The 23,633-nt window shown below is 61.3% G+C and carries 24 protein-coding genes and 1 tRNA gene; 12 read left to right on the top strand and 13 right to left on the bottom strand.

Going from position 1 to position 23,633, the window contains the following annotated elements; translation table 11 throughout:
- Positions 1-122: 122 nt before the first annotated feature.
- The 3 genes from I41_RS06465 to I41_RS06475 all read left to right on the top strand — a co-directional run bounded on the left by I41_RS06465 (position 123) and on the right by I41_RS06475 (position 4,043).
- Positions 123-1,280: a S1C family serine protease gene (locus I41_RS06465; RefSeq protein ID WP_145431771.1), complete on the top strand. Its 1,158-nt coding sequence runs from the start codon at positions 123-125 to the stop codon at positions 1,278-1,280.
- A gap of 510 nt (positions 1,281-1,790) precedes the next feature.
- Positions 1,791-2,309, top strand: a complete 519-nt coding sequence (locus tag I41_RS06470) for a thioredoxin domain-containing protein (RefSeq protein ID WP_145431772.1) — start codon at positions 1,791-1,793, stop codon at positions 2,307-2,309.
- Positions 2,310-2,510: 201 nt separating this feature from the next.
- The gene (locus I41_RS06475; RefSeq protein WP_145431773.1) at positions 2,511-4,043 is read left to right on the top strand and encodes an FAD-dependent oxidoreductase; all 1,533 of its coding nucleotides are present in this window, start codon (positions 2,511-2,513) and stop codon (positions 4,041-4,043) included.
- 19 nt (positions 4,044-4,062) lie between these two features.
- Here I41_RS06475 and tsaD read toward each other — a convergent pair whose 3' ends face one another.
- The 3 genes from tsaD to I41_RS06490 form a co-directional block, all read right to left on the bottom strand.
- Positions 4,063-5,106, bottom strand: coding sequence for a tRNA (adenosine(37)-N6)-threonylcarbamoyltransferase complex transferase subunit TsaD (tsaD, locus tag I41_RS06480; RefSeq protein WP_145431774.1), 1,044 nt, complete (start codon positions 5,104-5,106; stop codon positions 4,063-4,065).
- 25 nt (positions 5,107-5,131) lie between these two features.
- Positions 5,132-5,776 (bottom strand): class I SAM-dependent methyltransferase, encoded by a 645-nt coding sequence (locus tag I41_RS06485; RefSeq protein WP_168206735.1) that lies wholly within the window; start codon positions 5,774-5,776, stop codon positions 5,132-5,134.
- 232 nt (positions 5,777-6,008) lie between these two features.
- Complete coding sequence (locus I41_RS06490; RefSeq protein ID WP_145431776.1) at positions 6,009-7,130, bottom strand: DUF1207 domain-containing protein; 1,122 nt, start codon at positions 7,128-7,130, stop codon at positions 6,009-6,011.
- 166 nt (positions 7,131-7,296) lie between these two features.
- Here I41_RS06490 and I41_RS06495 point away from each other — a divergent pair, with 166 nt between their 5' ends.
- The 4 genes from I41_RS06495 (at position 7,297) to I41_RS06510 (ending at position 10,686) form a co-directional block, all read left to right on the top strand.
- Positions 7,297-7,608 carry an MTH1187 family thiamine-binding protein gene (locus tag I41_RS06495; protein WP_145431777.1) on the top strand — a complete coding sequence of 104 codons (312 nt, stop codon included), beginning with the start codon at positions 7,297-7,299 and terminating at the stop codon, positions 7,606-7,608.
- Between the two features lie 25 nt (positions 7,609-7,633).
- Positions 7,634-8,104 (top strand): flavin reductase family protein, encoded by a 471-nt coding sequence (locus I41_RS06500; RefSeq protein ID WP_145431778.1) that lies wholly within the window; start codon positions 7,634-7,636, stop codon positions 8,102-8,104.
- Between the two features lie 158 nt (positions 8,105-8,262).
- Positions 8,263-9,462, top strand: a complete 1,200-nt coding sequence (gene lhgO / locus I41_RS06505; RefSeq protein WP_145431779.1) for an L-2-hydroxyglutarate oxidase — start codon at positions 8,263-8,265, stop codon at positions 9,460-9,462.
- A gap of 258 nt (positions 9,463-9,720) precedes the next feature.
- Positions 9,721-10,686 carry a DUF1559 family PulG-like putative transporter gene (locus I41_RS06510; RefSeq protein WP_145436267.1) on the top strand — a complete coding sequence of 322 codons (966 nt, stop codon included), beginning with the start codon at positions 9,721-9,723 and terminating at the stop codon, positions 10,684-10,686.
- Here the strand turns inward: I41_RS06510 and I41_RS06515 are convergent.
- From I41_RS06515 to I41_RS06530, 4 genes are all read right to left on the bottom strand, one after another.
- Positions 10,664-11,617 (bottom strand): hypothetical protein, encoded by a 954-nt coding sequence (locus I41_RS06515; RefSeq protein ID WP_145431780.1) that lies wholly within the window; start codon positions 11,615-11,617, stop codon positions 10,664-10,666. The two genes, I41_RS06510 and I41_RS06515, sit on opposite strands and share 23 nt — an antisense overlap.
- A 17-nt stretch (positions 11,618-11,634) precedes the next feature.
- Positions 11,635-12,321: a type II secretion system protein gene (locus tag I41_RS28480; protein WP_145436268.1), complete on the bottom strand. Its 687-nt coding sequence runs from the start codon at positions 12,319-12,321 to the stop codon at positions 11,635-11,637.
- A gap of 3 nt (positions 12,322-12,324) precedes the next feature.
- Entirely contained in the window at positions 12,325-13,128 is an 804-nt protein-coding gene (locus tag I41_RS06525) for a PEP-CTERM sorting domain-containing protein (protein WP_145431781.1), read from the bottom strand.
- Positions 13,129-13,301: 173 nt separating this feature from the next.
- Positions 13,302-13,886: a hypothetical protein gene (locus I41_RS06530; RefSeq protein WP_145431782.1), complete on the bottom strand. Its 585-nt coding sequence runs from the start codon at positions 13,884-13,886 to the stop codon at positions 13,302-13,304.
- Positions 13,887-14,159: 273 nt separating this feature from the next.
- On the opposite strand from I41_RS06530, the gene I41_RS06535 reads away from it, so the two are divergent.
- Positions 14,160-15,053, top strand: a complete 894-nt coding sequence (locus I41_RS06535) for a LysR family transcriptional regulator (protein WP_145431783.1) — start codon at positions 14,160-14,162, stop codon at positions 15,051-15,053.
- A 240-nt stretch (positions 15,054-15,293) separates the two neighbouring features.
- Here I41_RS06535 and I41_RS06540 read toward each other — a convergent pair whose 3' ends face one another.
- Entirely contained in the window at positions 15,294-16,601 is a 1,308-nt protein-coding gene (locus I41_RS06540; RefSeq protein ID WP_145431784.1) for a carboxylate--amine ligase, read from the bottom strand.
- A 142-nt stretch (positions 16,602-16,743) separates the two neighbouring features.
- Between I41_RS06540 and I41_RS06545 the strand changes: the two genes are divergently transcribed.
- Both I41_RS06545 and I41_RS06550 read left to right on the top strand, forming a co-directional pair.
- Positions 16,744-17,094, top strand: coding sequence for a hypothetical protein (locus I41_RS06545; protein WP_145431785.1), 351 nt, complete (start codon positions 16,744-16,746; stop codon positions 17,092-17,094).
- 63 nt (positions 17,095-17,157) lie between these two features.
- Positions 17,158-17,637, top strand: a complete 480-nt coding sequence (locus I41_RS06550; RefSeq protein WP_145431786.1) for a hypothetical protein — start codon at positions 17,158-17,160, stop codon at positions 17,635-17,637.
- Positions 17,638-17,876: 239 nt separating this feature from the next.
- Here the strand turns inward: I41_RS06550 and I41_RS06555 are convergent.
- From I41_RS06555 to I41_RS06565, 3 genes are all read right to left on the bottom strand, one after another.
- Positions 17,877-17,951: transfer RNA gene (locus tag I41_RS06555), tRNA-Pro, on the bottom strand.
- Between the two features lie 258 nt (positions 17,952-18,209).
- Positions 18,210-19,235 carry a ParB/RepB/Spo0J family partition protein gene (locus tag I41_RS06560; RefSeq protein ID WP_145431787.1) on the bottom strand — a complete coding sequence of 342 codons (1,026 nt, stop codon included), beginning with the start codon at positions 19,233-19,235 and terminating at the stop codon, positions 18,210-18,212.
- Positions 19,228-19,974 carry a ParA family protein gene (locus tag I41_RS06565; RefSeq protein ID WP_145431788.1) on the bottom strand — a complete coding sequence of 249 codons (747 nt, stop codon included), beginning with the start codon at positions 19,972-19,974 and terminating at the stop codon, positions 19,228-19,230. The genes I41_RS06560 and I41_RS06565 overlap by 8 nt, the downstream gene beginning before the upstream one ends.
- Positions 19,975-20,202: 228 nt before the next feature.
- Between I41_RS06565 and I41_RS06570 the strand changes: the two genes are divergently transcribed.
- On the top strand, positions 20,203-20,997 hold the full coding sequence (locus I41_RS06570; protein ID WP_145431789.1) for a hypothetical protein: 795 nt from the start codon (positions 20,203-20,205) through the stop codon (positions 20,995-20,997).
- 183 nt (positions 20,998-21,180) lie between these two features.
- Here I41_RS06570 and I41_RS06575 read toward each other — a convergent pair whose 3' ends face one another.
- Complete coding sequence (locus I41_RS06575; RefSeq protein ID WP_145431790.1) at positions 21,181-22,542, bottom strand: DUF1015 domain-containing protein; 1,362 nt, start codon at positions 22,540-22,542, stop codon at positions 21,181-21,183.
- A 251-nt stretch (positions 22,543-22,793) separates the two neighbouring features.
- Between I41_RS06575 and I41_RS27100 the strand changes: the two genes are divergently transcribed.
- Positions 22,794-23,168 carry a hypothetical protein gene (locus I41_RS27100; protein WP_168206737.1) on the top strand — a complete coding sequence of 125 codons (375 nt, stop codon included), beginning with the start codon at positions 22,794-22,796 and terminating at the stop codon, positions 23,166-23,168.
- A 38-nt stretch (positions 23,169-23,206) separates the two neighbouring features.
- Here the strand turns inward: I41_RS27100 and I41_RS06590 are convergent, their stop codons facing one another.
- Positions 23,207-23,578: a hypothetical protein gene (locus I41_RS06590; protein WP_145431793.1), complete on the bottom strand. Its 372-nt coding sequence runs from the start codon at positions 23,576-23,578 to the stop codon at positions 23,207-23,209.
- Positions 23,579-23,633: the final 55 nt, after the last annotated feature.

Here is a 23,633-nt window from a genome sequence, read left to right on the forward strand (position 1 = left end):
ATAACCGTCACGATTGAACCGTGCGAGCGGGTCATCCGTACAGGACGACTGCAATTACCGCCGATCGGCGGCTCATTTATTTGGCGCCCTGGAGGCGACTCCAGTGGTACGGAGAGATAGCCATGAATCGAACAGGTTGGACGACGCTAGGCGCGTTGTTGGTAGGCCTTGCCGCGGGAGCGTGGCTGGCGGACGGTCAGCTGCCTTGGAACGCGGCGTCGCACGCGATGGCGCAAACTTCTGTCGTAGCGACTTCGACGTCGCCGTTGCCGTCGACCCCGCCGCCAGCGCTCTCGCAGGACGAGCACCGGAACATCAGCGTCTACGAAACGGCGAACCGCAGCGTGGTGAACATCGACACGAAGACCGTGGCGATCGACCCCATGTTCATGATGCAGCGCGAAGCGGAAGGGGCGGGTTCGGGGGCGGTGATTGATCGCGACGGGCACATTATTACGAACTACCACGTCATCGACGGCGCTCAGCAGATCAGCGTGACGCTGGCCTCGAACGACGTCTTTCCCGCCGAACTAGTCGGCGGCGACAAAGAGCACGACATCGCGGTGCTGAAAATCAACGCCCCGGCGGAAGTCCTGTTTCCGATCAATATGGGCGCCTCGGAGCACCTACGCGTAGGCCAGCGCGTTTACGCGGTGGGAAATCCCTTCGGCTGGGACGGCACGATGACCACGGGGATCGTCTCGAGCCTCAACCGCAATCTGCCGAGTCGCGTCGACGGGCGGCAGATGAAATCCTTGATTCAGACGGACGCGGCGATGAACCCTGGCAATTCGGGGGGGCCGCTGCTCGACGGAAATGCGCGGATGATTGGCATGTGCGTGGCGATTGCCAGCCGCACCGGGCAAAACACTGGCATAGGCTTTGCGATCCCAATCGACCGCATCAAGTCGATCGTCCCGGAGCTGATCTCCAATGGCCGGATCGTGCGCGCTGACATCGGCATCATCAATGTGATGGAGACCAAGGACGGCCTGGTCATTCGGCAAGTGGCCGAGGATGGTCCCGCGGCGCAAGCTGGGCTGCGCGGCGGCCGCGTCGTGATGCAGCAGCTAAAGCGAGGCGGCTTCGTGCTGGCCGAGAAGCCGGTGCTCGACTATTCGCAGGCGGATCGCGTCGTGGCGATCGATGGCGAAGAGTTGCGGACGGGCGTTCAGTTTCAGGACAAACTGTGGTCGCATCGACCGGGGGACGTCGTGACCCTGACCGTCGTTCGGAGCGGCGAACGCGTCGATGTGCCGGTAAAATTGCGGGCTGACTGACCCAGAAAAAAGAAAAATTGCCCGCAAAACCACGGCAGATAGGGAATTTAGGCGAAGGTCGATTTCTTTGCTAACTGATCTTGACGCGTTTTCGTAATCGCTAAGCACGCAAGGACTTCAGGCCCGCATAAGCACGCGGCCTGCGAGCGAAAGCAAATGGCAGACCGCTGGGCGGTGGGACTTCCCGCAACGGCGCCAGCTACTTGCTACGGCAGTCGAGGCGGCTAAAGTCGAAGCATCAACGTTTGACGGTTGGGCCTCTTCGAGAGGCTCAGCCAGCCGCCTTTGACCCTGCTATTTGAGTTTGACCCACCCTGGCAGACGCCCATCGCTGCGATGCATGTCTATGCGTTGCGACTAAAGCGAAATGTGTTGGGCCTCCTGTCGCACTGATGCGAATCTCTCGCGGCCCCGGCTGGCGCAAGAACGGCGTCGAAAGCGGCCCACTCGTTGACCACGTCACGAGCCGGCGTTCGGCGAGAGACCGCAGCACCACAAGGAGTGTTTCGAATGGTTCATTACCTCGCTGTCGTCACGATTGCCGCCTCGACCATGGCCGTAGCGCCCACTGCGACGCAATGGCAGGCCGATTACGGCAAGGCGCTGGCGGCGACGCGGAGTGATCAACGCCCGCTGCTGATTGTGCTAGATAACCCGGCCGACGCCAACGCGGCTGTTCAAGAAGATTTGATCAAGGCGGACGGCGAGCACGCTGAATTGCTGAAGTCATACGAACTGTGCCGCGTCGACGTCTCGACGGAGTACGGCAAGAAGGTGGCCGAAGCGTTCGGCGCCACTCAGTTCCCGCATACGGCGATTATCGACAAGACCGGCGCAAGCGTGCTGTTCAAGAAGCCGGGCCAGATCTCCGGCGACGAGTGGAAGAGCACGCTCGCCAAGTTCGAGAAGGGCGTTCAGCCCGTCGTCCACAACGTCGGCTATCGGGGCAATACGATCCTCGGCTCGCAGTCGGGGGCCTCGTACCCGGCCGGGTGCACCGCTTGCCAGCGAAAGGCGATGGGACTCTAGTCACGCTCGCTGTCAGCGGTAGACCCAGCCGCTGGCATGCAGGCGACCAGAATCAACAGGATTGACAACATTGAAATAGCGGCCCAAGCCTCGGCTTGGGCCGCTTTTTTCATGCGCGAGCGAAGAATGGCGTTGACGGCACAAGGCTTGCAACAGCTTCGACGGCTTCGACACCATCTGGCGCCTTGAGGGAATTGAGCCATGGAACGCGTCTCGCCGATCGCTACGGCAGAAAACGAATCGATCTGGGGAGCTACGATTCGGCTGCCGAAATCGCCACGAGTCTCGGGTAATGTTGACTGTGACATCTGCATTGTCGGCAGCGGAATTTCCGGACTTACGACGGCATACCTCTTGGCGAAGGCTGGGAAGCGAGTCGTCGTGCTCGACGACGGGCCGCTCGCGAGCGGCATGACGCAGGTTACGACGGCCCATCTGTCCAGCGTGATCGACGATCGCTTCGTGATGATGTTGCGATGGCACGGCGAAGCAGCGACGCGTCTTGCCGTGCAGAGTCACGCGGCGGCGATCGACTTGATCGAGCAAATCAGCAAGGACTTGCGCATCGATTGCGACTTTCGGCGGGTCGACGGATTGCTATTCGATGCGGGACCCGACGCGGCGATCGACCTTGATGATGAGTACGAGGCGTCGCAGCGGGTGGGAATCGCGGTGGATTGGGACTCGCTAGCGCGACTTGGCAACGTCGACGCGGGGCGATGCCTGCGATATCCGAACCAAGCCAGATTTCACCCGTTCAAGTACCTCGACGGCGTCGTAAAGGCTTTTGAGCAGCTGGGCGGTAAGGTGTTCACCGACAGCCATGCCGATCAAATCACAGGCGGCGAGCATGCAAAGGTAAAGGTTGGAAATCACGTCGTTACGGCCGATGCGGTGGTGGTTGCCACCAATTCGCCGATCAATGACATGTTTGCCATCCACACAAAGCAGGCGCCGTACATGACGTACGTGGTCGGGGCGCGTGTCCCGCGAGGCAGCGTCGAGGATGCGCTGATCTGGGATACGCTGGACGCCTATCACTATGTCCGGTTGCAACCGCTGGACGACGGGGACGACCTGCTCATCATTGGCGGCGAAGATCACAAAAGCGGGCAGGCAGATGACGCCGACCATCGCCATCAGCGGCTGATTGACTGGGCGCGGGAGCGATTCCCCATTGGTGAAGTCGAGTACACCTGGGCGGGGCAGTGGATGGAGTCGACCGACGGATTGGCGTTTATCGGGCGCAACCCGTTGGATGCTGACAGTGTCTACGTCGTCACCGGCGACTCGGGGATGGGAATGACGCACGGCACGATCGCGGGAATGCTCCTTACCGATATGATTTTGGGACGGCAGAATCCGTGGGAGTCGCTGTACGAACCCTCGCGCAAGAACGTCGCTGCGACGGGACCCTTCGTGAAGGAGAATCTCAACGTCGCCGCTCAGTACCTGGACTGGGTAACGCCAGGAGAAGTCCAGTCGACGGATGAAATCGCCTTCGGCACGGGGGCTGTCATTCGGCGCGGCATGACCAAGATTGCCGCCTATCGCGATGATGACGGGAAGCTGACCGAACTCTCCGCGGTTTGCCCTCACCTAGGCTGCGTGGTCCATTGGAACAACGCCGAGAGGTCGTGGGACTGCCCTTGCCACGGGTCGCGTTTTCATGCCGATGGCGAGGTCGTCAATGGGCCAGCTAACGTGAATCTGTCGCCGGCAGAGGATTCATGAAGTGGCCGCTTTTGGAAGTCTACGTCGATCGCGCTAGATGGGGCCGTTCCAGGCCGGCTGAGATTTCGAGATCGAGCGTCGCAAACTGTCCGGCGTTGTACTTTTCGAGGGCGATCGCTCCCATCACCGCATTGTCTGTACAGAGGGAGAGCGGCGGGATATGAAGTTCGATGCCACGCTCCGCGGCGAGCCGTTCCATGCGTTCGCGGAACGGGCGGTTGGCGGCGACGCCGCCGCCGATGCAAAGCCGCTGGAAGCCGGTCTGCTGGAGCGCGAGCATGGCTTTACCCGCGAGGCAATCGATGATCGCGGCCTGGACGCTGGCGGCCATGTCGGCAACCAGCTGCGGGTCGAGCGTCGCTGCGTTCATCTCGGGCTTGCCCGCGCCGAACAGCTGATACCGCACGGCCGTCTTTAGGCCGCTGAAGCTGAATTCGAGTCGCGAGTCGTCGTCGAGCAGCGGGCGGGGGAGGCGAAACTTTTTAGGATCCCCCTGTTCGGCGGCGCGCTGCAGGGCGGGTCCGCCGGGGAAGCCGAGGCCGAGCATACTCGCGACCTTGTCGAATGCTTCGCCTGCCGCATCGTCAATCGTGCCGCCGAGGGGGGTGAAGTCAAGCGGCGTCTCGCAGCGATAGATATTCGAGTGGCCGCCGCTCACGATCAACCCGATGCACGGAAAGACGTCTTTGCCCGCCGCGAGCCGGCAGGCATAAATGTGCGCTTGCAGGTGGTCAATCGCAATCAACGGCAAATTGCCCGCTAAGGCGAGCGTCTTGGCTGCCATGAGCCCGACAAGTAGCGAGCCTGCCAGGCCGGGCCGATTCGCAACCGCGACGGCGTCGAGGTCGCTGAGCCTCACGCCGGCCTTCCTCAATGCGGAATCAATAACAGGTAGGATTCGCTCCACGTGTGCGCGGGAGGCGATTTCGGGCACGACGCCGCCGAACTGCTCGTGGAACTTCTCTTGCGAGGCAACGACCGCCGAAAGAACTTCCAGCCGATCGTTGATCACCGCGGCGGCAGTCTCGTCGCACGTGGATTCGATGGTGAGAATAAGCGGCATCTGAGCACAGCCCGGCGTCTGCAGTCTAGCCGGCAAAACGGAGGTGATGGACCCATGCCGGCGGAACGTTCGCCACGACGCACTCCTGGCGGAACTGGCGCTGAGCGAACGCGTCGTTCAGCACGGCGCCGATGCCATTGAGTCGTTCGCGTTCCGGCTTTGCACAGACGACCGCCTTGATGCGTCGGATGGCAACGTACTCAAAGAAGCTCAGCGTGGCTCCAGGGGCAGCCAGCTTTTCTAAATGCGCCAGGATGTTTTGGACGAGATCGACAGGAAAATTATTGAACGGCAAGCCGGACACGATCACGTCGAACGGCTCGGTCGCGTCGAGGTCTTCGATCGGCAAGTGGTGGATACGGATGCGCTCAGCCGCGCGCTGCCAGTTCGGATCGTCGACCAACCGCTGACGCAAGGCAGCGACAAAGCGGTCGTTGAGCTCGACGACGTCGAGCGTATCGCGCGGGCCCATTTGCATGATGATGGCGTCCGTGACGACGCCCGTACCCGGGCCGACTTCGAGAATGCGCCGCGGCTGGCCGTCGCCCGCGACATAACGGGCGAGCGCTCGGCAGAGGCGACGACCGCTCGGCGCGATGGCGCCGGTGCTGTCGAACGTGCGGCGAAACTCTTGCCAAAACAGTCGATAATTTGCCCCGCCGGTTGCCATGCGGGCCATTCTAGCGTCAAAGGCGAGCCGCACGAAGCCCTTGAATTCCGTTACGACTTTGCGTGAGACTTCAAAAAGAGTTGTCTCACGCAAAGGCGCGAAGCGCAAAGAAACATGGGGAGGCAGTGACTCGTCTTGGCGAACCTTGGCGTCCTTGGCCGTTCAATCAGAACGGCTAGGCGTTTGCCCGCTGGCCGAGTGAGAACCGGGGAGTAATCGGAGAGCGAATCGATCAGAACTCGTACCACAACCCGATGCCGAGTTGCTCTTCGAAATTGCGAAAGAACTCGAACTGGTTCGACTTGCCGTTGAAGTAGTGAAAGCCGGTGCGCAACACCTTGGTGCTATTGCCGCGCCATAGCCAGCCGATTTGGGCGACGAGGTTGCCGCCGTAGTTGAGTTCCTCGCGAATGTGTCCGTTGATCGCGAAGAACGGAACGCCCCAGGGGCCGGTCGGACCTGGTTCAGCGACGTCGACGCCGAACTGGAATTCCCACGGCTCGGACTCGTCGTAGTGGAAGGCCCAACCCATCTCGGAGTACCAGCGCCACGCCGGCAGCGGAAAGTACGAAAGGCCAAATACGAGTACGTCGCGGCTAAAGTTGATCCGATCGGCTAGTGCATTTTCGCGGATCGCGTACTCGTCGCCCATGTGGGAGCTGAGGTGGTAGTAGGAGAACTTCGTTTGCCACTTTTCGCGGCCGTAGATCAACGGCAAGCCGAAGCGGAAGTCGACGGCCTCAACGTCCCAGTTGGCATCGAGATTCAGGCGTGGAAAGGCGGCGCCTTCGATTTGTAGTTCGGCGCCTTCGGGCCGACCGCCGCCATCGGTGCCGTAACGCAAGATTGATGCGCGGCCGCCGAGGGAGACGTCGAGATAGTTTGTGCTGTTGGGCGCGTTGTGAAATGCGACGCCTGAGATGCGGGGCTCATGCACGCCCGCCCAATACGATTGCCAAATCACATTCTCGGGAAGGATCCGCCATTGCCAGTATTGGGGGCTATTGGGCGGAGCTCCGGAGACGTCGAAGTACATGGGCACGGCGCAGGGCGGGGCCGCGAACATGGGTTGCGGGCAAGCCATCATTGGGTCCATGCCGTCGGCGACCTCGACGGGCGAATCCATCATCATCATCGGCGCCTGCGCGACCTGCCGAGGCGCGGCGCCCGGGGCGGCCACGGCGCTGGCCAGGTCTCCACGGCCGGGCGTCGGCAAGATCTCAGCCCCTTGTCGGTATGGCTGCCAAGAGGAAGAGTTAGGGGTGGGCGCTTGCGTCCACCCTCGACTGGAGCCCCAGAGGGTTCCTGTCGTGGCGGCAAGAACCCACAACGTGCGTAGTGCCCAGGCGTCCATCGTGGCGGAAGAATATGGAAGTTCCAGCGTTTCCAGAAGACCGCTTTTCTTCGCGCTAGCACCTGCCTCGACACCCTAGTCGGCCCACTTACAATGGGCTATTCGCCCCGTATTCCCTGACCAACCCGTCCATCCAAGCTCATTTGTCACACCGAGGTTCGTTGCGATGGTCTTGCTGGAGATGAGCATTGTTCCCCTGGGGCAGGGCGAGAGCGTCAGTCAGTACGTGGCTCGGTGCGTTGAAATCATCGAGCGGTCCGGACTGAGTTACGAGCTTCACGCGATGGGAACGATCGTCGAGGGCGAACTGGGCCAGGTCCTCGACTTAATGCGGCAGTGCATCGAGGAAGTTGCCAAGTCGGCGAATCGCGTCACCTGTACGGCCAAGATCGACTATCGCCAAGGCGTGACCGGCGGGATTCGATCGAAAGTGGCAAGCGTCCGCGAAAAACTTGGCCGCGTCGCTGGCCCGAACTAGCACCCTACAACGAATTGCATCGAGCATGAGCGATCCCTTGCCAGTTCTCGGCCGCGTTCCCAGCGGTATTTTCATTTTGACGATCGGCCGCGGCGAAAGGGCGACCGGGATGCTCGCCAGTTGGGTGATGCAGGCTGGTTTCGAGCCGCCATGCGTCACCGTAGCGGTCAAGCGCGGCCGTTACGTCGCCGAGTGGCTGGCCGCTGGCGAGCCGTTCGTCCTGAACGTGGTGGGGGAGAAGCAGCATCAGTTCCTGAAGCAATTTGGCAAGGGATTTGAGCCGGGCGAAGCGGCGTTTGAGGGAGTTGACGTCGAGGCGGCGTCGAACGGCGTCCCGGCGCTCGTCGGCGTCGTGGGGCGACTTGAGTGCCTGCCCGTATCTCACGTCGATTCGGGCGATCATTTGATTTTCCTCGCCACCGTGACCGGAGGTGAGTTATCGTCGGCAGAGCTCCCGCCCATGGTTCATGTTCGCAAGAGCGGAGCGAACTATTAGCCGAACGCCAGCGCTCAATGGGCGCCACTGGCACGGTGCGAGTTAGTGGCGCGAACCGAGTACCCGCTTAGGCTTTGACTGGCTGCCCGTGACGTCCAATTGACCAACTCCCTACGCTCCCCTCCACTGCCTCTGAAGCTAACCACCTGCCTCGATTCATGCCGACCTCAGATCTCATTGTCATTGGCGGGGGCATCGTCGGCCTCGCCACTGCGTATAAATTCCAGCTTCGGTTTCCCGGCAGCAGCGTCATCCTGCTGGAAAAGGAGCCCGACCTCGCGTCGCACCAGACGGGCCGGAACTCGGGCGTCCTCCATTCTGGCATCTACTACAAGCCAGGGTCGCTCAAGGCGAAGAACTGCCGCGAGGGGAAGCAGGCGATGGAGGCGTTCTGCCGCAACGAAGGGGTGCCGTACGACATCTGCGGTAAAGTCATCGTCGCCCTGTCGGATGAGGAGCTGCCTCGATTGCAGGGCATCTATGAACGAGGTCAAGCGAACGGCGTGCGCTGCGAAGTGATCGAGCGGGGACGGCTACTGGAATTGGAACCACACGTCGCGGGGATTCGCGCGCTGCACGTACCAGAAACAGGTATCGTCAATTATTCGATGGTTTGCGAGCGACTGGCGGCACGGATCAAGGAAGCGGGGGGCGAGATCAAACTGGGCACCTGCGCGAGGCGTTTCCGGAGTGACGGACCTCGCACCATTGTCGAGACTCTGTCCGGCGACTTCGCAGCACGCCAAGTGGTGAATTGCGCTGGCCTCTACAGCGACCACGTCGCGGCGCTTACCGGCGAAAAGCCCCCGGCAAAGATCATCCCGTTTCGGGGCGAATATTTCGAGCTGAAGCTCGAGGCTGAGCACCTCGTGCGAAATCTAATTTATCCAGTGCCAGATCCCGCGTTCCCATTTCTGGGGGTTCATTTCACGCGCATGATCGCTGGCGGCGTCGAATGCGGACCGAACGCCGTGCTGGCGTTCGCGCGTGAAGGGTACTTCAAGACGACAATTAATCCCAGCGAGTTGGCCGAGTCACTCACGTATCCCGGGTTCCTCCGCTTGGCAGCGAAGTACTGGCGGATGGGGGCTGGCGAGATGTGGCGAAGCGTCAGCAAAGGCGCGTTCGTCCGGGCCCTTTCACGACTGGTGCCGGAGATTGACGCGTCGCAGTTGACGCCGGCGCCGGCTGGCGTGCGAGCGCAGGCCTTGCTGCCGGACGGGTCGCTGGTGGACGATTTTCTGATCGAAACGCATGGCAACGTGGTGAACGTCTTGAACGCCCCCTCGCCAGCGGCTACTTCTGCACTCACGATTGGCGACTCCGTAGTCGAGCGACTCGCCGCGGGTCGCGGCTAGCCGCAGTCTGCGCAACCCCAAGCGGAGCGTACAGTTGAAGCCGATACCGCCGCGGTTAATCCTGCCGCGCCCAGCGTGGGCGATGGAATTTGTCGCCCACGGAGCTAGCGGCGCTCGACGTTCGTTTTGACACGAACGACAAGTCCTCCTACTCTTGCACTTGTACTCAGGTCGCGTCGGTCTGATCGTGGGGAACAGGCGGCGACATGCTCTTTTTTGCCGTGCAGCGAAGTGAGTCGCCGCACTTGGGGCAGCGTAATGTTCAAATCCACTCGTCGCGCGACCGGATTCACGCTTGTCGAATTACTGGTCGTTATCGCCATCATCGGCGTGCTGATCGGACTACTCGTCCCCGCGGTACAGTCGGCCCGCGAGTCGGCGCGGCGGACCGTATGTCGCAACAATCTGAAGCAGATTGGACTGGCGCTGCACAATCACATCGATGCGAAGAAGCATCTGCCGCCCGGGTATACCTCGACGATCCTGCTCGATGGGGACGACGGTGGACCAGGCTGGGCCTGGGGCGCAAAGATTCTGCCCTACATTGAACAATCGGATCTCCACCAACTGATTGACGACACGGTTCCGATCGAGGGCGTCGCCGCGGCGGCCATTCGGACGAAAATCGTGCCGGGATTTGTCTGCCCATCGGACGACCGCCTTGAGCCGGTGATCGACATTCCGAAGATCGGCAGCACAAAACCGATCTGCCAGATGGCGTCGGCGAGCTATGTGGGCAGCGCCGGCACGGTGCGGCCGACGTGCATCATCTGCCGCGATCGATTCGACGGCGTCTTCGGACGCAATCGCCCCGTCGAGCCGCGTGAATTAATGGACGGGCTATCAAACACGCTGGCCATCGGCGAGCGGGCGAACGAATGGGCGAGCGCCACGATGTGGGGCGTCGTGCCGCGCTCGAAGCTCCTTGATCATCAACACCCGGGCGAGTATGCCGCGGGCCCCGCCTATGTACTCGGCACGACCTTCAAAGATGGCTTTAACATCGAAGAGGGAGTGATGACCGATCACGCGATGATGCAGAGTTACGCCGAGTCATTTGGCAGCGTTCATCCCGGCGGGGCGCACTTCGCCTTTTGCGACGGCGGCGTGCGGTTTGTGTTCGACACGGTTGACCCCGCGGTGATGAACGCCCTGGCCACCCGCGACGGCGTGGCGAAGGGCGGGAACCTCGTCGATCCCATTATTCACGATAGCCCGTTCTGAGGCGGCGTCGGCGCACGGCGGATGCCGCCGCGATCGCTGACGCGGCGCACAGGCTTGCCGCCGTTGGCTCAGGGACGCCAGCGGTGATGCCGATTCCGGCGGCGGGCCAAGTGCGGCCGAAGTTCGACTGCCAAATGGCCAAATCGTCGGCGTCGACGACGCCGTTCAGCGATGCGTCGGCCGCGAGGTTGACGGTCGATCCAAACGCACGTTGCCACGCGAGAAAGTCGGCGCCGTCGACGCGGTCGTTGCCGTCGAAGTCGCCCGGCAGACTGGCCGCGGCATTCATCGACTTTGCGGCAAGGAGATATTCGTCGTGCGATAGGCTGTGATTGAGCGCCACCAGGAACGGGTCCGATGGCTGATAGTTTGGCGACGTGAGCCTCGCGAAGAATCCGTAGGCTCCGAACGGGGCCGATGGGTTGTTATCGAGGATGTAGGCGATCGGATGTTGGTGCGTGCCAAGCTCGCTTGATTGCGGCTCCAGCACAAGCATCGACGGACCGGTCGCAGGCGCGGCGAACTGAGTCAGCGCGACGTCCCCCAAGAGCTGCTGCGAAGCAAGTTCAAGTTCCGGGTTATTCGGCGCGATCTCTACTTTGGCCGTTGACTTATTCCAGTGCCAGAGCCAGCGATTGGGCGATGCCGCCGTCGTGAAATCGGGTCGCGGCATCACTTCCAGATGCAACCCCGATCCTGGCGTCATTCCACTGACGTTGAAGCCTGGGGTGATCCCCAAGGCGATGTCGCCGAGGTCTTCCAGATAGGAGTCCTCATGATCGTCGAAGGCTTGTCGGACGAAGCCGAAGGCTAGCGGCAGCCCGCCGCTGACCGACAGTCGACCGTCGACGACGTTGACATGGATCGGATTGCCGTGCCCGTGGCAGACATTGGCGACTATCAGCGCGGCGCAAACGATGCCAACTCTCATGGAACACCTCATGCGCCTCACTGCGGCGCTGCAAAGTTGTAATTTTCGTCGATCCACGTCAGGACTTGCTCGGCGGCAATCGTCTCGACGTGGCCATCCAAGAAGAGGTAGTTGGAGGAGTCGAAATGGCGGCGCAGCTCAACGTCGAGCTGCATCGTCTTTGTCACCAGGTTGCGTTGCATGTTGAGCGGCGTGAACCAGAGCGACGCATGGGCATGCTCGATTTCAGCAGTCACCGGTTTGTCTGGATTTCGATTGGCCACCTCGAAGGCGACGATCGAGCGGTGCGTCGTCGGCACTTGCCTCAGAAATCTCACCTTGTCGGTCACTTGGTCGGCTTGGATATCGTTAATCACGTAGTCGTTGGCGAGGTAGCTGGTCCCCTTGATCGCGAGCCGTTCATCGGCTCGCGGGTCCTCGGGACAAATACGGATCGCATCGACGCTTTCCATATAAGGGGCGAGCGTATCGACCCAGCTCAAGTCGGCGGCGAAGTGGACGTTGTGGGGAAACTCCCCGTCGTGCTCGTCGCAGAACCGCAAGACCGCGAGCCCGATTTGTCTCATCTGGTTCTTGCAGGCGGCAGAGCGCGCGGTCGCCCGCGCGCTCTGGACCGCTGGCAAGAGCAATGCCACTAGGGCGCCGATGATCGCGATGACGACCAGTAATTCAACGAGCGTCATCGCTTTTCGGGCTTGTTGCATCGTTTACGCCTCGTTGTGGCCGCGAGCATGGCGTCGAACCATTAGGCAGCCGCCGATCATTAATGCCGTTAGAGACAAACTCGCCGGCTCAGGAATCGCCGTCATTGCCTGAATGGCGCCGACGCCGATGCCCTGTTGCTGAGCGAACGCGAACGTCGCGCTTCCTGCTTCTTCAGGGGAAACGCCCTTGGGAAGCACGAAGTAGAACGGGTCTGAGTCGTTCAGCCCCGCGGTGGAGACTTTGAGACTCAGTAGGTAGACTCCGTCGGCCAGGGCGCTCGTGTTCGAGACGCCGTCGCCGAGAAAGCGGAAGCCCATTCCTGTGTGCGACTCCTCGCTATTGACCGTCAACGGGTAGGTGATCGACGCAAACGGCCCGCTGTCAGTCGTCGTGGCGGTGAGCGGGTTGCCGCTCACCGTCTTGTACAACTGCAGTTGTGAGTCGCCCGCGTCGACGAAGCTCGCGCCGTTCCACTTTTTCAGCCCGTCGACAATGCTCGTCGTGTAGTTTCCCGTCTTGAACGGATGGGAAGCTGCATCAACGAAGCCGACCCCTGGAGCGATGCCGGGACCCGAGCCGCTGGTTCCCGGCGGTTGCACGACCCAGATGCTCGAGACGTTCGCCACCGGCAGGACGTAGATCGACGTAGCCGGACTGACCGGCACGTACTCGTCAATCAACACTTGGCGCGTGACGATCTTGCCGGCCTCGGCCGTCAGCTGCAGCTGCGGACCGTGAGCCCAGGCCGACGAATTTGCGCCGGCAACAAGGAGGACGGCAACAACGATTAAACGAAACAAACGCATTAGACTAAACTCCTCAAGGTTGCAGAAACATATAGGCGTGAGGGACTAACGCCCCGATAAGATCGGGCGCGCAGTGACCCTGATTCCGCCCACAACGGCCAACGACGACTGAGGAACGCCAAGAAACGTGGACGTATCGACAGCGCGTTAGCTACGGAAGCCAAACAGTACGCTCAAGCTGAGAAGAGCTTGCAGCAGTCCGGCGGAGGAGTCGCCACGTCATGGCAAGGAGAGAGATAGTTGATCTCCGCCTCAGCGGGCAGAGCCCCGAGGTCGATGACCAACGCGACGACCGCCAGTTCGGCAGGCGGCACGGACGGAGGGAGCAGGCCAATGGAGACGCTGATGCCGCGGCACTTGAGGGCAGTCATCAAGAGGACGACCTTGCCGCTTGATCCATCAGAAGACGCGCTGGACTCCTTTTCGCAGCAGCTGGGCGAGTCGCAAGGTTTCGCCGATTCGCTGCACGCTTGTTGTTCGGACTCGCCGGCAGCTTGCTGATCATTGCAGCAGGGGGGCTTTGCAGCGTGCGCCGACAGTTCGCGCCGTGCCGCGGCAACGACAAAGATCGGCACTTTTACCCCATTTTTCTCGGCCCAAACGATCTTCTGGGCATTCGAGAAGCAACAGCAATCGCGCCAACAGCTCTCGGCGTCGGGGCAGCCGCAAACGCAGTCCTGGCAAGGAAACGCCTCACCTGTGCGAACGGCGCGCTGGCTCGACAGCGGCACGCCAAGCGAGCCGATCATGACCGTCATCGCGGCCATCCAAGTCGTTAGTCGTTGCTGCCGACTCAAGAGAAAACCCTCTGGTCGGTCCGGCGCGGAGGCGGCGGACCAACCAAAGAGTATAAGCAGTATCGCCGCCGGTGCGAAGCGGCAGCTGAGTCGAAATTAACGAATGAGATGGCAAACCAGAGATCGTTGGACCCGTGGCGCTTCAAGGCCGGCCCCCCTCTTGTTTCAGTAAGCGAGCGAGATAGTATTGATAGGGTAAAGTGCTTGTCTTTTTGTGGATGAGATTTTTGTGCTATGGAACTTCATCAGCTCAGATACTTTGTCGCGGTCGCCGAACTGCAAAGCTTTACCCGCGCCGCCGAGAAGTGCGACGTCGCGCAGCCATCGCTCAGCCAGCAGATTATCAAGCTGGAGAAGGAGTTGCGACATCCGCTCTTCGAGCGGCTGGGGCGGACGATTCGCCTGACCGATGCGGGGCGGGCGCTCTACGATCAGGCCGTCGGCGTGCTGGCGGGGGTCGACGAAATTCGTGACCGAGTAACGGCGGCGACTGATCCCCATCGCGGCACGGTGGCGATCGGGGCGATCCCGACGATTGCTCCCTACCTGTTGCCGCCGCTGCTGAAGTCATTCGCCAAGAGGTTTCCGAAGGCAAGGCTCGCGCTGCGTGAGAACCTCACTGATGGGGTGATACGCTCCTGCCTGGCGGGCGAGGTCGACGTTGGCGTGATCGCATCTCCCGTGGCGAGCGACCTGCTTCACAGTGAGCCGTTGTTTACCGAGCCGCTACTGTTGGCGATGCCGGCGAACCACCGACTCGTGAAGAAGCGGACGGTGACGCTCCAAGACCTCGCCGAGGAACCGTTCGTGCTCATGAGCGAACTCCATTGCCTGGGCGACCAGATCGTCGGATTCTGTCGTCAGCAGGGCTACTCGCCGGTGGTGCGATGCCAAGGCGTACAGTTGCTGACGATCCAAGAACTAGTAGCCCAGGGGCATGGAGTATCGCTCATCCCTGCAATGGCCCACGAGATGGATCGAGGCCGGCGTTGCGAATATCGCGGCCTGGCCGAGCCGACGCCGACGCGGAAGATTCACCTCATTTGGCACAAGGATCGTTACCAATCGCCGGTGGTGAAAGAGTTCATTCGCACGCTGCGCGACCACGCCGCGAAGAATATTCAGTAGCGCGCGCGATCGTCACCATCGCTTCAGCCCCCGCTTCGTAAGCGAATTCAACTGCCGTCGTTCTCGAAATGCCTAGCCGCTAACGAATTAACCACGGAGAGCACAGAGGAAGAATTGGGGCGTTTGCTCTTTTTCGTCTTCTCTCTGTGGCCTCTGTGTTCTCTGTGGTTAATGCGATTGATGACGGCTATTGAATAAGCTGCTCCGACGGGGGCAGCAATCAGGCTATCGCGATCACAATTACGAGACTAACAGCTCCGTTGAGACCTTGCCGTGCTTCAGAAACACGGCAAGCGGGTAGAGCAGGCCGAGCGCCGGCAGCGGGTCGTGCCACGCCCAGATGTCGGAGACGGTGTGGCCATGGTCGCGGAAGAGCTTCCGGGCGAGCTCGAGGCGCCCCTTCACGTCGACGCCTTGCTCCAGCCGGCCGACGAAATCTTTCACTGCTTGCATCCGCTGGCCATTGCCGAACTCGCTGCGCATCTGCTCGAACGACTCGCGCATCGTGGCCAGTTGGCGGTCGTCTTGGATAATCTCGGTGAGAGTGGCGAGGAGCGAGACGACCGGCGTTTCGGTTTTGATCGTCGGATCGCCCGGTTCGATCGGCGGGATCTTGCCGTCGAGAGCGAGCCGGTAGAGTAGCCAGGGATAGTCCCACCCCGAGGCGACCGACTGGGTCAGCCCGCCCCAAAAGCGGGGATTCACTTCGATGAGCTGCGGCGTCGGGGACTGGCCGTCCCAGCGGAAATCGATCTCAGCGACGCCATGCCACTTCAAGCTGGCCAGCAGCGTGGCGCCAGTCTGCTCCATCGCCGGTTCGCTGACCGTTTCGCGCAACACGCCGGTGCCGCTCCGCACCGGGTAGGTGCGGATGTTGTGGTAGGTCATCGTCGTGGCAAGCGCGCCATGATTGAAGAGGAACGTCGCGCAGTAGTCTTCGCCAGGGACGGAAGCTTGCAGCAGCGGGATGGCGTCATTGCCCAAGCTGTAGCGATGGATGAACTCTTCGCACGCGTGGATCGCTTCGGCGGAGTTCATTACCCGTTTGACGCCGACGGCGGCGGCGGACCGACGGACTTTTACGAACGCCGGATAGTTGAAGCCGACGGCCCGCCCACGAAACTCTTCGAGCGAATCGGCGACGATTGTCTCCGGGATCGGCAGGCCGCGCTGCTGGCAGAGGCGGGCGAGCGTCCCCTTATCGTCGACCTGCATGATCTGTTCGATCGTCGGGATGGCGAACTTGATCAGCGGCTCAAAACGAGCTCGGTTCGCCGAGATGAGATATGTCTCCTTGTGGAACGGCATCAGGACGTATTCTTCACCCGCGACGCGATTCTTACGGATCACTTCTTCGAGCTTGTCGAGAAACCCGTCGGGATTGTCGTCGGGGTTGGGGTAGAGAAAATTCTCGATCGTGTAGCGCGAAAAGCTGGTGGGCGAGCAGCGGTATTCGTCGCCGGCGATGATCTGCACGCCGCGGCGGCCGAGGCTGCGGGCGGCGGCGAGGGCGTTCCAGCCGCGGGCGAAGGTGAGAATGGCTTTCATCTTGTTCTCTTCGACTTTTTAGCGTGCTCGTTGTGCCATCGAGGTTTGCTTTCACACCGTAGGGTCTGAAACGATCTTGGCGCCCAGTCTCTCGAAAGGATGGACAGAATCAAAGGACTCGCTGATCGAGAGGGTTAGTGGAGTGCCCCCCCGTGACGAACGGGGCGGCCGGGATGGGGACGAGATCGGCGTGCCGCGGATCCACGATACGGCGACGCTGTTGCACCAGTTCATCAAGCTGTGGGAGCGTCGCAGGCCGGCGGTGCGGGCGATCAAGAAGGTCGACGTGGTCGTCGGCGGGTTGAAGCCGGCGACCGAGGTGTCGCGGCCGCTCATCGAGGAATTCGACAAGCTCGCGCGGGCGTCGAAGGCGGTCGACGCGATCAACCTGCGGTGGGGGGCGGCGAAGGTTTACTTCGCCCCGATGCACATCTGCCGGCAGGCGATGGAGAACAAGATTGCGTTTGGGCGGATGCGGGATGCGAGCGATTGAGATAAGATACTTCGTGCAATGGTGCGGATTGCGTGTGATTGCGGATTATCTCAGAGGGCTCAGATGCATCGATCTAGCGATGAAGTTGCCATTCAAGCAATCATTTTCGGAACGCTTGGCTTTCGGGCATCTCTAGAAGTGACCGAGCATCCACGAAGTAGCGAGATTTGTTCACGGTTGCTGCCTTGGCTCGAACAATTAAACCTTGGCGACCATGTTGAAGAATTTCATCGCGAGATTCTGAACACGCCACACGGCGAGTTACCGCAAGAATTCGAGACAGAAGCAGTTTGGCGAGGAGAGGCTGCTTATTTCTTGGGATGGGCGATTCAACTATTCGACAAACCACACCACACGATGTTCATTGATCCCGGAGTGTTGACAGACGATCTCAGGTTGCTTCAGCCGAACGTCAACGAATTGATTTCAAGTGCCCGGCTACGCCCGCAAAAAGGAGATCGACGATTACTGTGCGTTCTGCCTTACGGTGAGGAATCAGGTTCAGTTTGGGGCGATTCAAACGAAGGGGCAAGAATCTCTTAATCGTGCATACCAATTGAGACTAGCCGAACTCGGACTGAGCGAAGCTTTTCATCGGCTTAAGCCAAGTGAGGTAGAAGCAGTGATTTCTTCCTCAGCGAGAGACATTAGGGGACTATACGTCGTGCGAAGCTTATCAGCCGAGTGGCTGCTCAGCAAAGAAGAGTGACAAGCACATCCCCGATTGAACATCCCGCTTTATGCGGGTGCTCGCCCATATGAAGAAATGGGCGAGATGCAAGTCGGGGCGACAGGATTCGAACCTGCGACCTCCTGGTCCCAAACCAGGCGCTCTAGCCAAGCTGAGCTACGCCCCGAATTTCGCAATCCCGTATGGTAGCCAGCCGGGCGGGGGAGGGCAACGCGGGGTGGACGGGGTAGGGGTGGCCTAGCGATTGTTCACGCTAGTACGGCGGGCTGGCCGGACCCCTCGGAGTACCTCGGGGTGACAGGTTCGGCGGGGTGACAGGTTCGGCGGGTTGACAGGTTCGGCCGTTGCGGCAACAAAAAAGGCGGGGGCGAACTGCTTCGCCCCCGCTTTGATTCTGGGGAAATCGTCGAACTCGAACCGTCGCCTAAAACGTCCCGGTCTGTTGCGGCGCCGATTGCTGGCTCAGGCTCGACCGCAACCGATCGAACTCTTCATGGCTGGCGAAGTGGATCGTGATCCGGCCGCGGCCTTTGGCCGACTGCTTGATCTCGACCTTCGCGCCCATGGCCAGCGACAGCTGTTCTTCCATGTCGCGGATGTGCTGCCCCGGCTGCAGCGGCGAGGGGCGGCTGTTGCCTTCGGCGTCGACGATCGACAGCGGCTCGCCGTCGGTGCGGCGGATGTGTTCGGAGACGGCTTGCTCGACGGCGCGAACCGACAGCGATTCTTTCTGAATTCGACGAGCGAATTCCATTTGCTCGTGCTCGTCGCCCAGTGGCAACAAGGCGCGGGCATGGCCGGCGGTGAGGTCGCCGCGGCAGAGCATCGCCTTCACTTCTTCGGGAAGTTCGAGCAGGCGCAGCAGGTTGGCGACCGTCGAGCGATCGATGCTCACGCGGTTCGCAACCTCTTCCTGCGTGCAGCTGTACTCATCCATGTACCGTTTGAACGAGGCGGCCTTTTCGATCGGGTTGAGGTCTTTGCGCTGGACGTTTTCGACGATGGCCAGCTCGGCCATCTGCTGATCGGGGACTTCTCGGATCTGAACGGGGACCCGTTCCCACCCAGCCATCTGAGCGGCGCGGAGGCGGCGTTCGCCGGCGATCAGTTGGTACCGCCCGTTGAAGGGACGGACGATGATCGGCTGCAGAAAGCCGTGGGTGCGGATGCTATCACAGAGGTCCGCGATCTCGGCTTCGTCGAAGCTGGTGCGCGGCTGGTAAGGATTGCGGTCGATCGAGACGAGCCCCAGCCACTGCTGGCCGTCGGCCGAGCGGGTGACGTTCTCGTCGGTGCTAGCATGCGACTGATAGCTTCCCGAGTCGAATTGGGGCGCCGCTTCGAATGATTCGTATTGTTGTTCCCCGACAGGGGCATCCTGCGATTGAGCTTCGAAGCTGCGGCCCAACAACGCTTCCAACCCCCGGCCCAAACGACGTTCCTTAGACACGCTCCAGTACCTCCTGACAGAGTTCCACGTAGGCGCGAGCCCCCCGCGATCGCGGAGCGTAGTCGATGACCGACTGTCCGTGGCTGGGCGCCTCGGAGACGGCTGCATCCCGTGGAATCACGGTTGAATAGACGATCCCCCCGAAGAAGTCCCGCACCTCCCGATCGACCTCGGACGTAAGCTCCAAGGTCGCGTCGTACATGGTGAGGAGAATTCCCCCGAACTGTAATCGGCTATTCGACCGGCCAATCACTTGTTTGATTACCTCGATCATTTGGGTGAGACCCTCCATCGCGAAATATTCGCACTGGATCGGCATGAGGACTTCGCTAGCACTGGCGAGCGCGGTACGCGTCAGTGCGCCGACGGAGGGGGGACAATCTATTAGCACCGAGTCGAATGACCCCAGACTTCCCGAAAGGTGGGTTGCTAGCATCAGCGAGCGCGAGTCGGAGGAGTTGGCCAGAGCGTCGACGTCTTCAAAGCTGCGCGCGCCGGGGAGGAGCGAGAGGTTGGGGAGGTAGGTTTCTTTGAACGACTCCCGTAGCGGCCGGGAATCGACTAGTGCATGGCGGGCGTCGGGAATGAGGCCGAGGCCCGTCGTGGCGTTGCACTGGGGGTCGAGATCAACCAGCAGCGTGCGGTCGCCGGCCATGGCGATCGCGCATGCCAAGTTGAGGGCGGTCGTCGTTTTGCCGACGCCCCCTTTCTGGTTCGCGATGCAGATGACGCGGGGCATGGGCGGGAGGGTTCAGGCGTTGGGGTTCGGGGCGAGGAGTCAGGAGCCAAATAAATCGCCCAAGCGAGCCGCGGGGTTTCTCCCTGCGGCGCGCAGCGGTCAGGATTGTAGAAACGCCTTCACCCGCCGCAACGGCAGTTAACCCCTCCCGTGACCCGCGGTTAGGATGATAGCAACGGATTTCCCTGCTTCACGCGCTGGCCGGCCCGGACCATTCGGAGGCATGCGATGAGCCACAACTCGTTGGCGAACGCCCAACCAGCCCGAGAGTTCGTACCCGACCTGCGGCCGGTGACCATCGCCAGTTCGTCGCCTTTCGAGGAGACTGAAACGATCTGGGAGATCGATCAGACGCCCCATTGGCGTAGCGACCCGCGCTATCGCGAGTTATCGGACCGATTGGATGAGGAGACTGGCAGTGCCGCCGTCTCGTATTGGCTGCTGGCAATCGCGGGCGTCACGCTGGCTGGCACCGCCTATGGCCTGCCCTTCTTCATTGTTGGCGCCATCTACGGATTCTGCATTGCGGGCGTCGTAAGCGTGGTTCTGGCGGCGCCGTTCGCGATCGCCGTTCGGACAATCGTTGGCACATGGCGCCACCCGCTGGCCGCCCCATGCTTTGGCGGCATCGTCGGTTTCCTTTCAACGGCCCCAGTCTGGAACGCACTATGGAGAGACCCAGCCGGAGGCGGCATCTTCGTGTTTATCCTGGGCCCGATGACGACCACTGCGCTCGGCCAGATCGGCGCCTACCTGATGACACGACGCGATGCGGCGGCGATGATCGCTGGCCGAGCGGCACGGCCGCGGTGGCAGATTTCGATTCGAGCGATGCTCGCAACGACCGCTTGGCTTGCCGCGACCTTGGCTGTCCTGCAAGCATGCGGGCTGTTGGGGCCAGCCGAGCTCGTTGGCATCGGCGTCTGGCTGCCATGGCAACTTTGCCTGCTGTGTCTCTTCTGGGCACTTACAAAGCGAGCAGCACGGCTTGAGCAACTCGACGCTGAAGGCTGTTTCACGTGAAACGGCAGGGCGGCTGGTTGGTCTTCGGGGGGCGTTTCACGTGAAACATTGGCGACGCCGAAGACTCTCGGCGTCTTGACGGATGTTTCACGTGGAACGTTTCGACGGAGGCCTGAAGCTGGAGGACCGATGGGATGAACCCCTCGGCTCGCCTTTGGAATTTGCGCCGCACAGAGCGCGATGCTACTCGAGCGGATTGATCACCAACCCGCTCAGCAGCTTCGGAAAGAAAAACGTGCTCTTGGCGGGCATCCGTTCACCGGCATTGGAGATGGCGCGGATGTGTTCGACGGTGGCGGGCATCACCAGGGCGGCGAGTTCGAAGCGGCCGCCGCTCCCCTCCTGGCCGGTGAGGTCGCGACCGGCGGCGTCTCCCTCGCGGAGGCCGACGGGGACCTCGTCGAGCGTGCGGACGTACTTCGGTGCGGGAAGGGTCGGTGCGGCGAGCAGCGTGTCGACGAGCAGCCGGTGCAAGATGCTCACCCCCAGCCCCTGCCACTCCTCGCAGTGGTCGGCCGAAATTTCTGCCATCCGCGACCGCCCGGCCTCGGTCAGGCGGGCCAACGTCCATCGGTCGTCTTCGGCGGTGTAGAGGCCGAGCGTTTCCTGTTCGCCTTCCGCTTCGATCTCCTCCCATAGCGTGATCGCCCGATCGGGCCCGCTCCCGGCAGGCTCCGTGTCGAAGGCGTCGCCCAGCTTCGCCTTCAGCTCGTCGGCAGTCATCGCCGGCAGGCCGCGGAACAGGCGGTGCGTCGGCAGGACGAGCATTCCCTCGTCGCTCATCGAGACGCACATCATCAGCACGAAGTTCGCGGGGTGCTCCGGCGAGAGTTCTTCGCCGCGCTCGTTCAACTCAGCGGCGAGGTCGTCGCGGAGGTTCAGGGCCGTCTCGTAGCGGTGGTGCCCGTCGGCAATGTAAACCGGCTTGCCGGCCAGCAGGGCCGAGACCTGGTTGATGATGCTGATGTCGGTCACCGGCCAGACGCGGTGAATCGTGCCAAGATGGTCGGTCGCGATGAGCGGGGTTTGACCGACGATCGCGGCCTCGAGGATGTTTTGGGCTTCGTTCTTGGGGTCGGGGTACAGGCCAAAGATCTGGCTGAGGTTGGCGCGGCACGCCTTCCAAAGTTTAAACCGGTCGGCCTTGGCACCGCCGTGGGTCTCTTCGTGAGGGTGGATGTTTCCCTCGCCAAACTTCTCGAGCCGCGTGCGGCACATGAAGCCGCGGCGGGTGAACGTTTGGCCCCGCTCGACGAACTCCTGGTGGTAGACGTAGATCGCCGGATCGCCCTCGGTGAACAGCACTCCCTCGCGGAGCCAGTTGCGCAAGAACCGCGCCGCCCGCGAGTAGCGGTTGCTATGCTCGTCGTCGCCCGGCTCGTCGCGGTTGAGGATCAGCCGGACGACGTTGGCCGGGTGCTTCTTGTAGAGCTCGTCCTGTAGCGCCGGATCGATGACGTCGTACGGCGGGGCGATGACGTCGCTCAGCGAACCGACGTGGCCGAGGTCGTAACGGATGCCGCGAAAGGCGGAGATAGTGGGCATGGAGATTGGTCTTACGAATGTAACGAACTTCGAATCGGGGCGAGCCGGGAGGCGTCAGCCTCCGGAGCGGAACGCCAAGTTTAAGCCTTCTAGCGACCCCCCGAAACCCTGCCGCGGAGACCCGACCAGCGTATACTTGATCTGTTGTGATGGTGCAGGCACTATATGGCTAATGCATCCAAACAAGCACATTCGCGACGCTTTGAAGTACGCTCAGCAACGGGGTTGGCGCATCGTCATGTCGAATGGCCATGCCTACTGCCGAATTTATTGCGGCTTTGGTCATGCCGAGTGCAAGAAGTCGATTTGGTCAACGCCTCGCAATCCAGAAAACCACGCTAAGGACATTCGTCAATTCGTTGACGGCTGTCCGGGAGCAGGAAGCCATGAACCCTGAATTTTATCTGATCCTTCAAGCCGACGACCTTAACGACGACCTGGCAGACGCGGTCTACGAAGCCGGGTTTGATGACTCCAGCCTCATCATGCGGGGAGGCAATGCTGCGATCTGGATTCGCCACCGGCCGGGCGAATTGACAGAAATTGTGCGCGAGGCTTTGGGGCAAGCGAAGACGGGCGGCTTGCAGGTACTGCACGTTGAGATGGAGAACGCGGTGTTTGCGTAGCTCACACGGAGGCCGCTCGACTTGATCGCTACCTCAAGTCAGAGCCCTTGCTTGAGAACTTGGAATTTATGCCAAACATTCTCTTCCGGCCCATCGCTCATGCGCTTGTAGCAGCAAGCTACAGGAAACGAAGCACCATCTCGCCAATAGATGGGATAACTCCCGGGGCCCGCGATATCGCTGTCCTCCTCCCAGTGGGCCCCGGTCTCGCTACGTCGAATCGCTTCGCCGACGTAAGCGCCGTAGGCAAGAGCGAGCCCGTTCATACCGTTTTCGTCGCCGCGTGCTTGATACTCGTCGTGGAGTTTCGCAAGCAGCTCTTCGACTCGCTCAATCGACTCCGTCGAGAAGTCCAAGTCGACATTCTCGTTCTGAGCCATATCAACGGCTTCTTCGGCGAGCCAAGCCATTTTTTCCTTAAGGCTGGCGAAGGTAGGTACACTACGCGAACGCACAGCGCGCACG

Origin of the sequence: Lacipirellula limnantheis (assembly GCF_007746075.1) — a bacterium.
GTDB classification, from domain to species: Bacteria; Planctomycetota; Planctomycetia; order Pirellulales; family Lacipirellulaceae; genus Lacipirellula; species Lacipirellula limnantheis.

Coding starts and splice junctions, on each gene's coding strand:
- I41_RS06465 (WP_145431771.1), top strand. CDS start 123: ATGAATCGAACAGGTTGGACGACGCTAGGCGCGTTGTTGGTAGGCCTT.
- I41_RS27100 (WP_168206737.1), top strand. CDS start 22,794: ATGCCTACTGCCGAATTTATTGCGGCTTTGGTCATGCCGAGTGCAAGA.
- I41_RS06515 (WP_145431780.1), bottom strand. CDS start 11,617: ATGAGAGTTGGCATCGTTTGCGCCGCGCTGATAGTCGCCAATGTCTGC.
- I41_RS06565 (WP_145431788.1), bottom strand. CDS start 19,974: ATGCCCCGCGTCATCTGCATCGCGAACCAGAAAGGGGGCGTCGGCAAA.
- tsaD (WP_145431774.1), bottom strand. CDS start 5,106: ATGCCGCTTATTCTCACCATCGAATCCACGTGCGACGAGACTGCCGCC.
- I41_RS06470 (WP_145431772.1), top strand. CDS start 1,791: ATGGTTCATTACCTCGCTGTCGTCACGATTGCCGCCTCGACCATGGCC.
- I41_RS06540 (WP_145431784.1), bottom strand. CDS start 16,601: ATGAAAGCCATTCTCACCTTCGCCCGCGGCTGGAACGCCCTCGCCGCC.
- I41_RS06575 (WP_145431790.1), bottom strand. CDS start 22,542: ATGCCCACTATCTCCGCCTTTCGCGGCATCCGTTACGACCTCGGCCAC.
- I41_RS06495 (WP_145431777.1), top strand. CDS start 7,297: ATGGTCTTGCTGGAGATGAGCATTGTTCCCCTGGGGCAGGGCGAGAGC.
- I41_RS06485 (WP_168206735.1), bottom strand. CDS start 5,776: ATGGCAACCGGCGGGGCAAATTATCGACTGTTTTGGCAAGAGTTTCGC.
- I41_RS06475 (WP_145431773.1), top strand. CDS start 2,511: ATGGAACGCGTCTCGCCGATCGCTACGGCAGAAAACGAATCGATCTGG.
- I41_RS06535 (WP_145431783.1), top strand. CDS start 14,160: ATGGAACTTCATCAGCTCAGATACTTTGTCGCGGTCGCCGAACTGCAA.
- I41_RS06525 (WP_145431781.1), bottom strand. CDS start 13,128: ATGCGTTTGTTTCGTTTAATCGTTGTTGCCGTCCTCCTTGTTGCCGGC.
- I41_RS06490 (WP_145431776.1), bottom strand. CDS start 7,130: ATGGACGCCTGGGCACTACGCACGTTGTGGGTTCTTGCCGCCACGACA.
- I41_RS06530 (WP_145431782.1), bottom strand. CDS start 13,886: ATGACGGTCATGATCGGCTCGCTTGGCGTGCCGCTGTCGAGCCAGCGC.
- I41_RS06550 (WP_145431786.1), top strand. CDS start 17,158: ATGCATCGATCTAGCGATGAAGTTGCCATTCAAGCAATCATTTTCGGA.
- lhgO (WP_145431779.1), top strand. CDS start 8,263: ATGCCGACCTCAGATCTCATTGTCATTGGCGGGGGCATCGTCGGCCTC.
- I41_RS06500 (WP_145431778.1), top strand. CDS start 7,634: ATGAGCGATCCCTTGCCAGTTCTCGGCCGCGTTCCCAGCGGTATTTTC.
- I41_RS06510 (WP_145436267.1), top strand. CDS start 9,721: ATGTTCAAATCCACTCGTCGCGCGACCGGATTCACGCTTGTCGAATTA.
- I41_RS28480 (WP_145436268.1), bottom strand. CDS start 12,321: ATGCAACAAGCCCGAAAAGCGATGACGCTCGTTGAATTACTGGTCGTC.
- I41_RS06590 (WP_145431793.1), bottom strand. CDS start 23,578: ATGGCTTGGCTCGCCGAAGAAGCCGTTGATATGGCTCAGAACGAGAAT.
- I41_RS06570 (WP_145431789.1), top strand. CDS start 20,203: ATGAGCCACAACTCGTTGGCGAACGCCCAACCAGCCCGAGAGTTCGTA.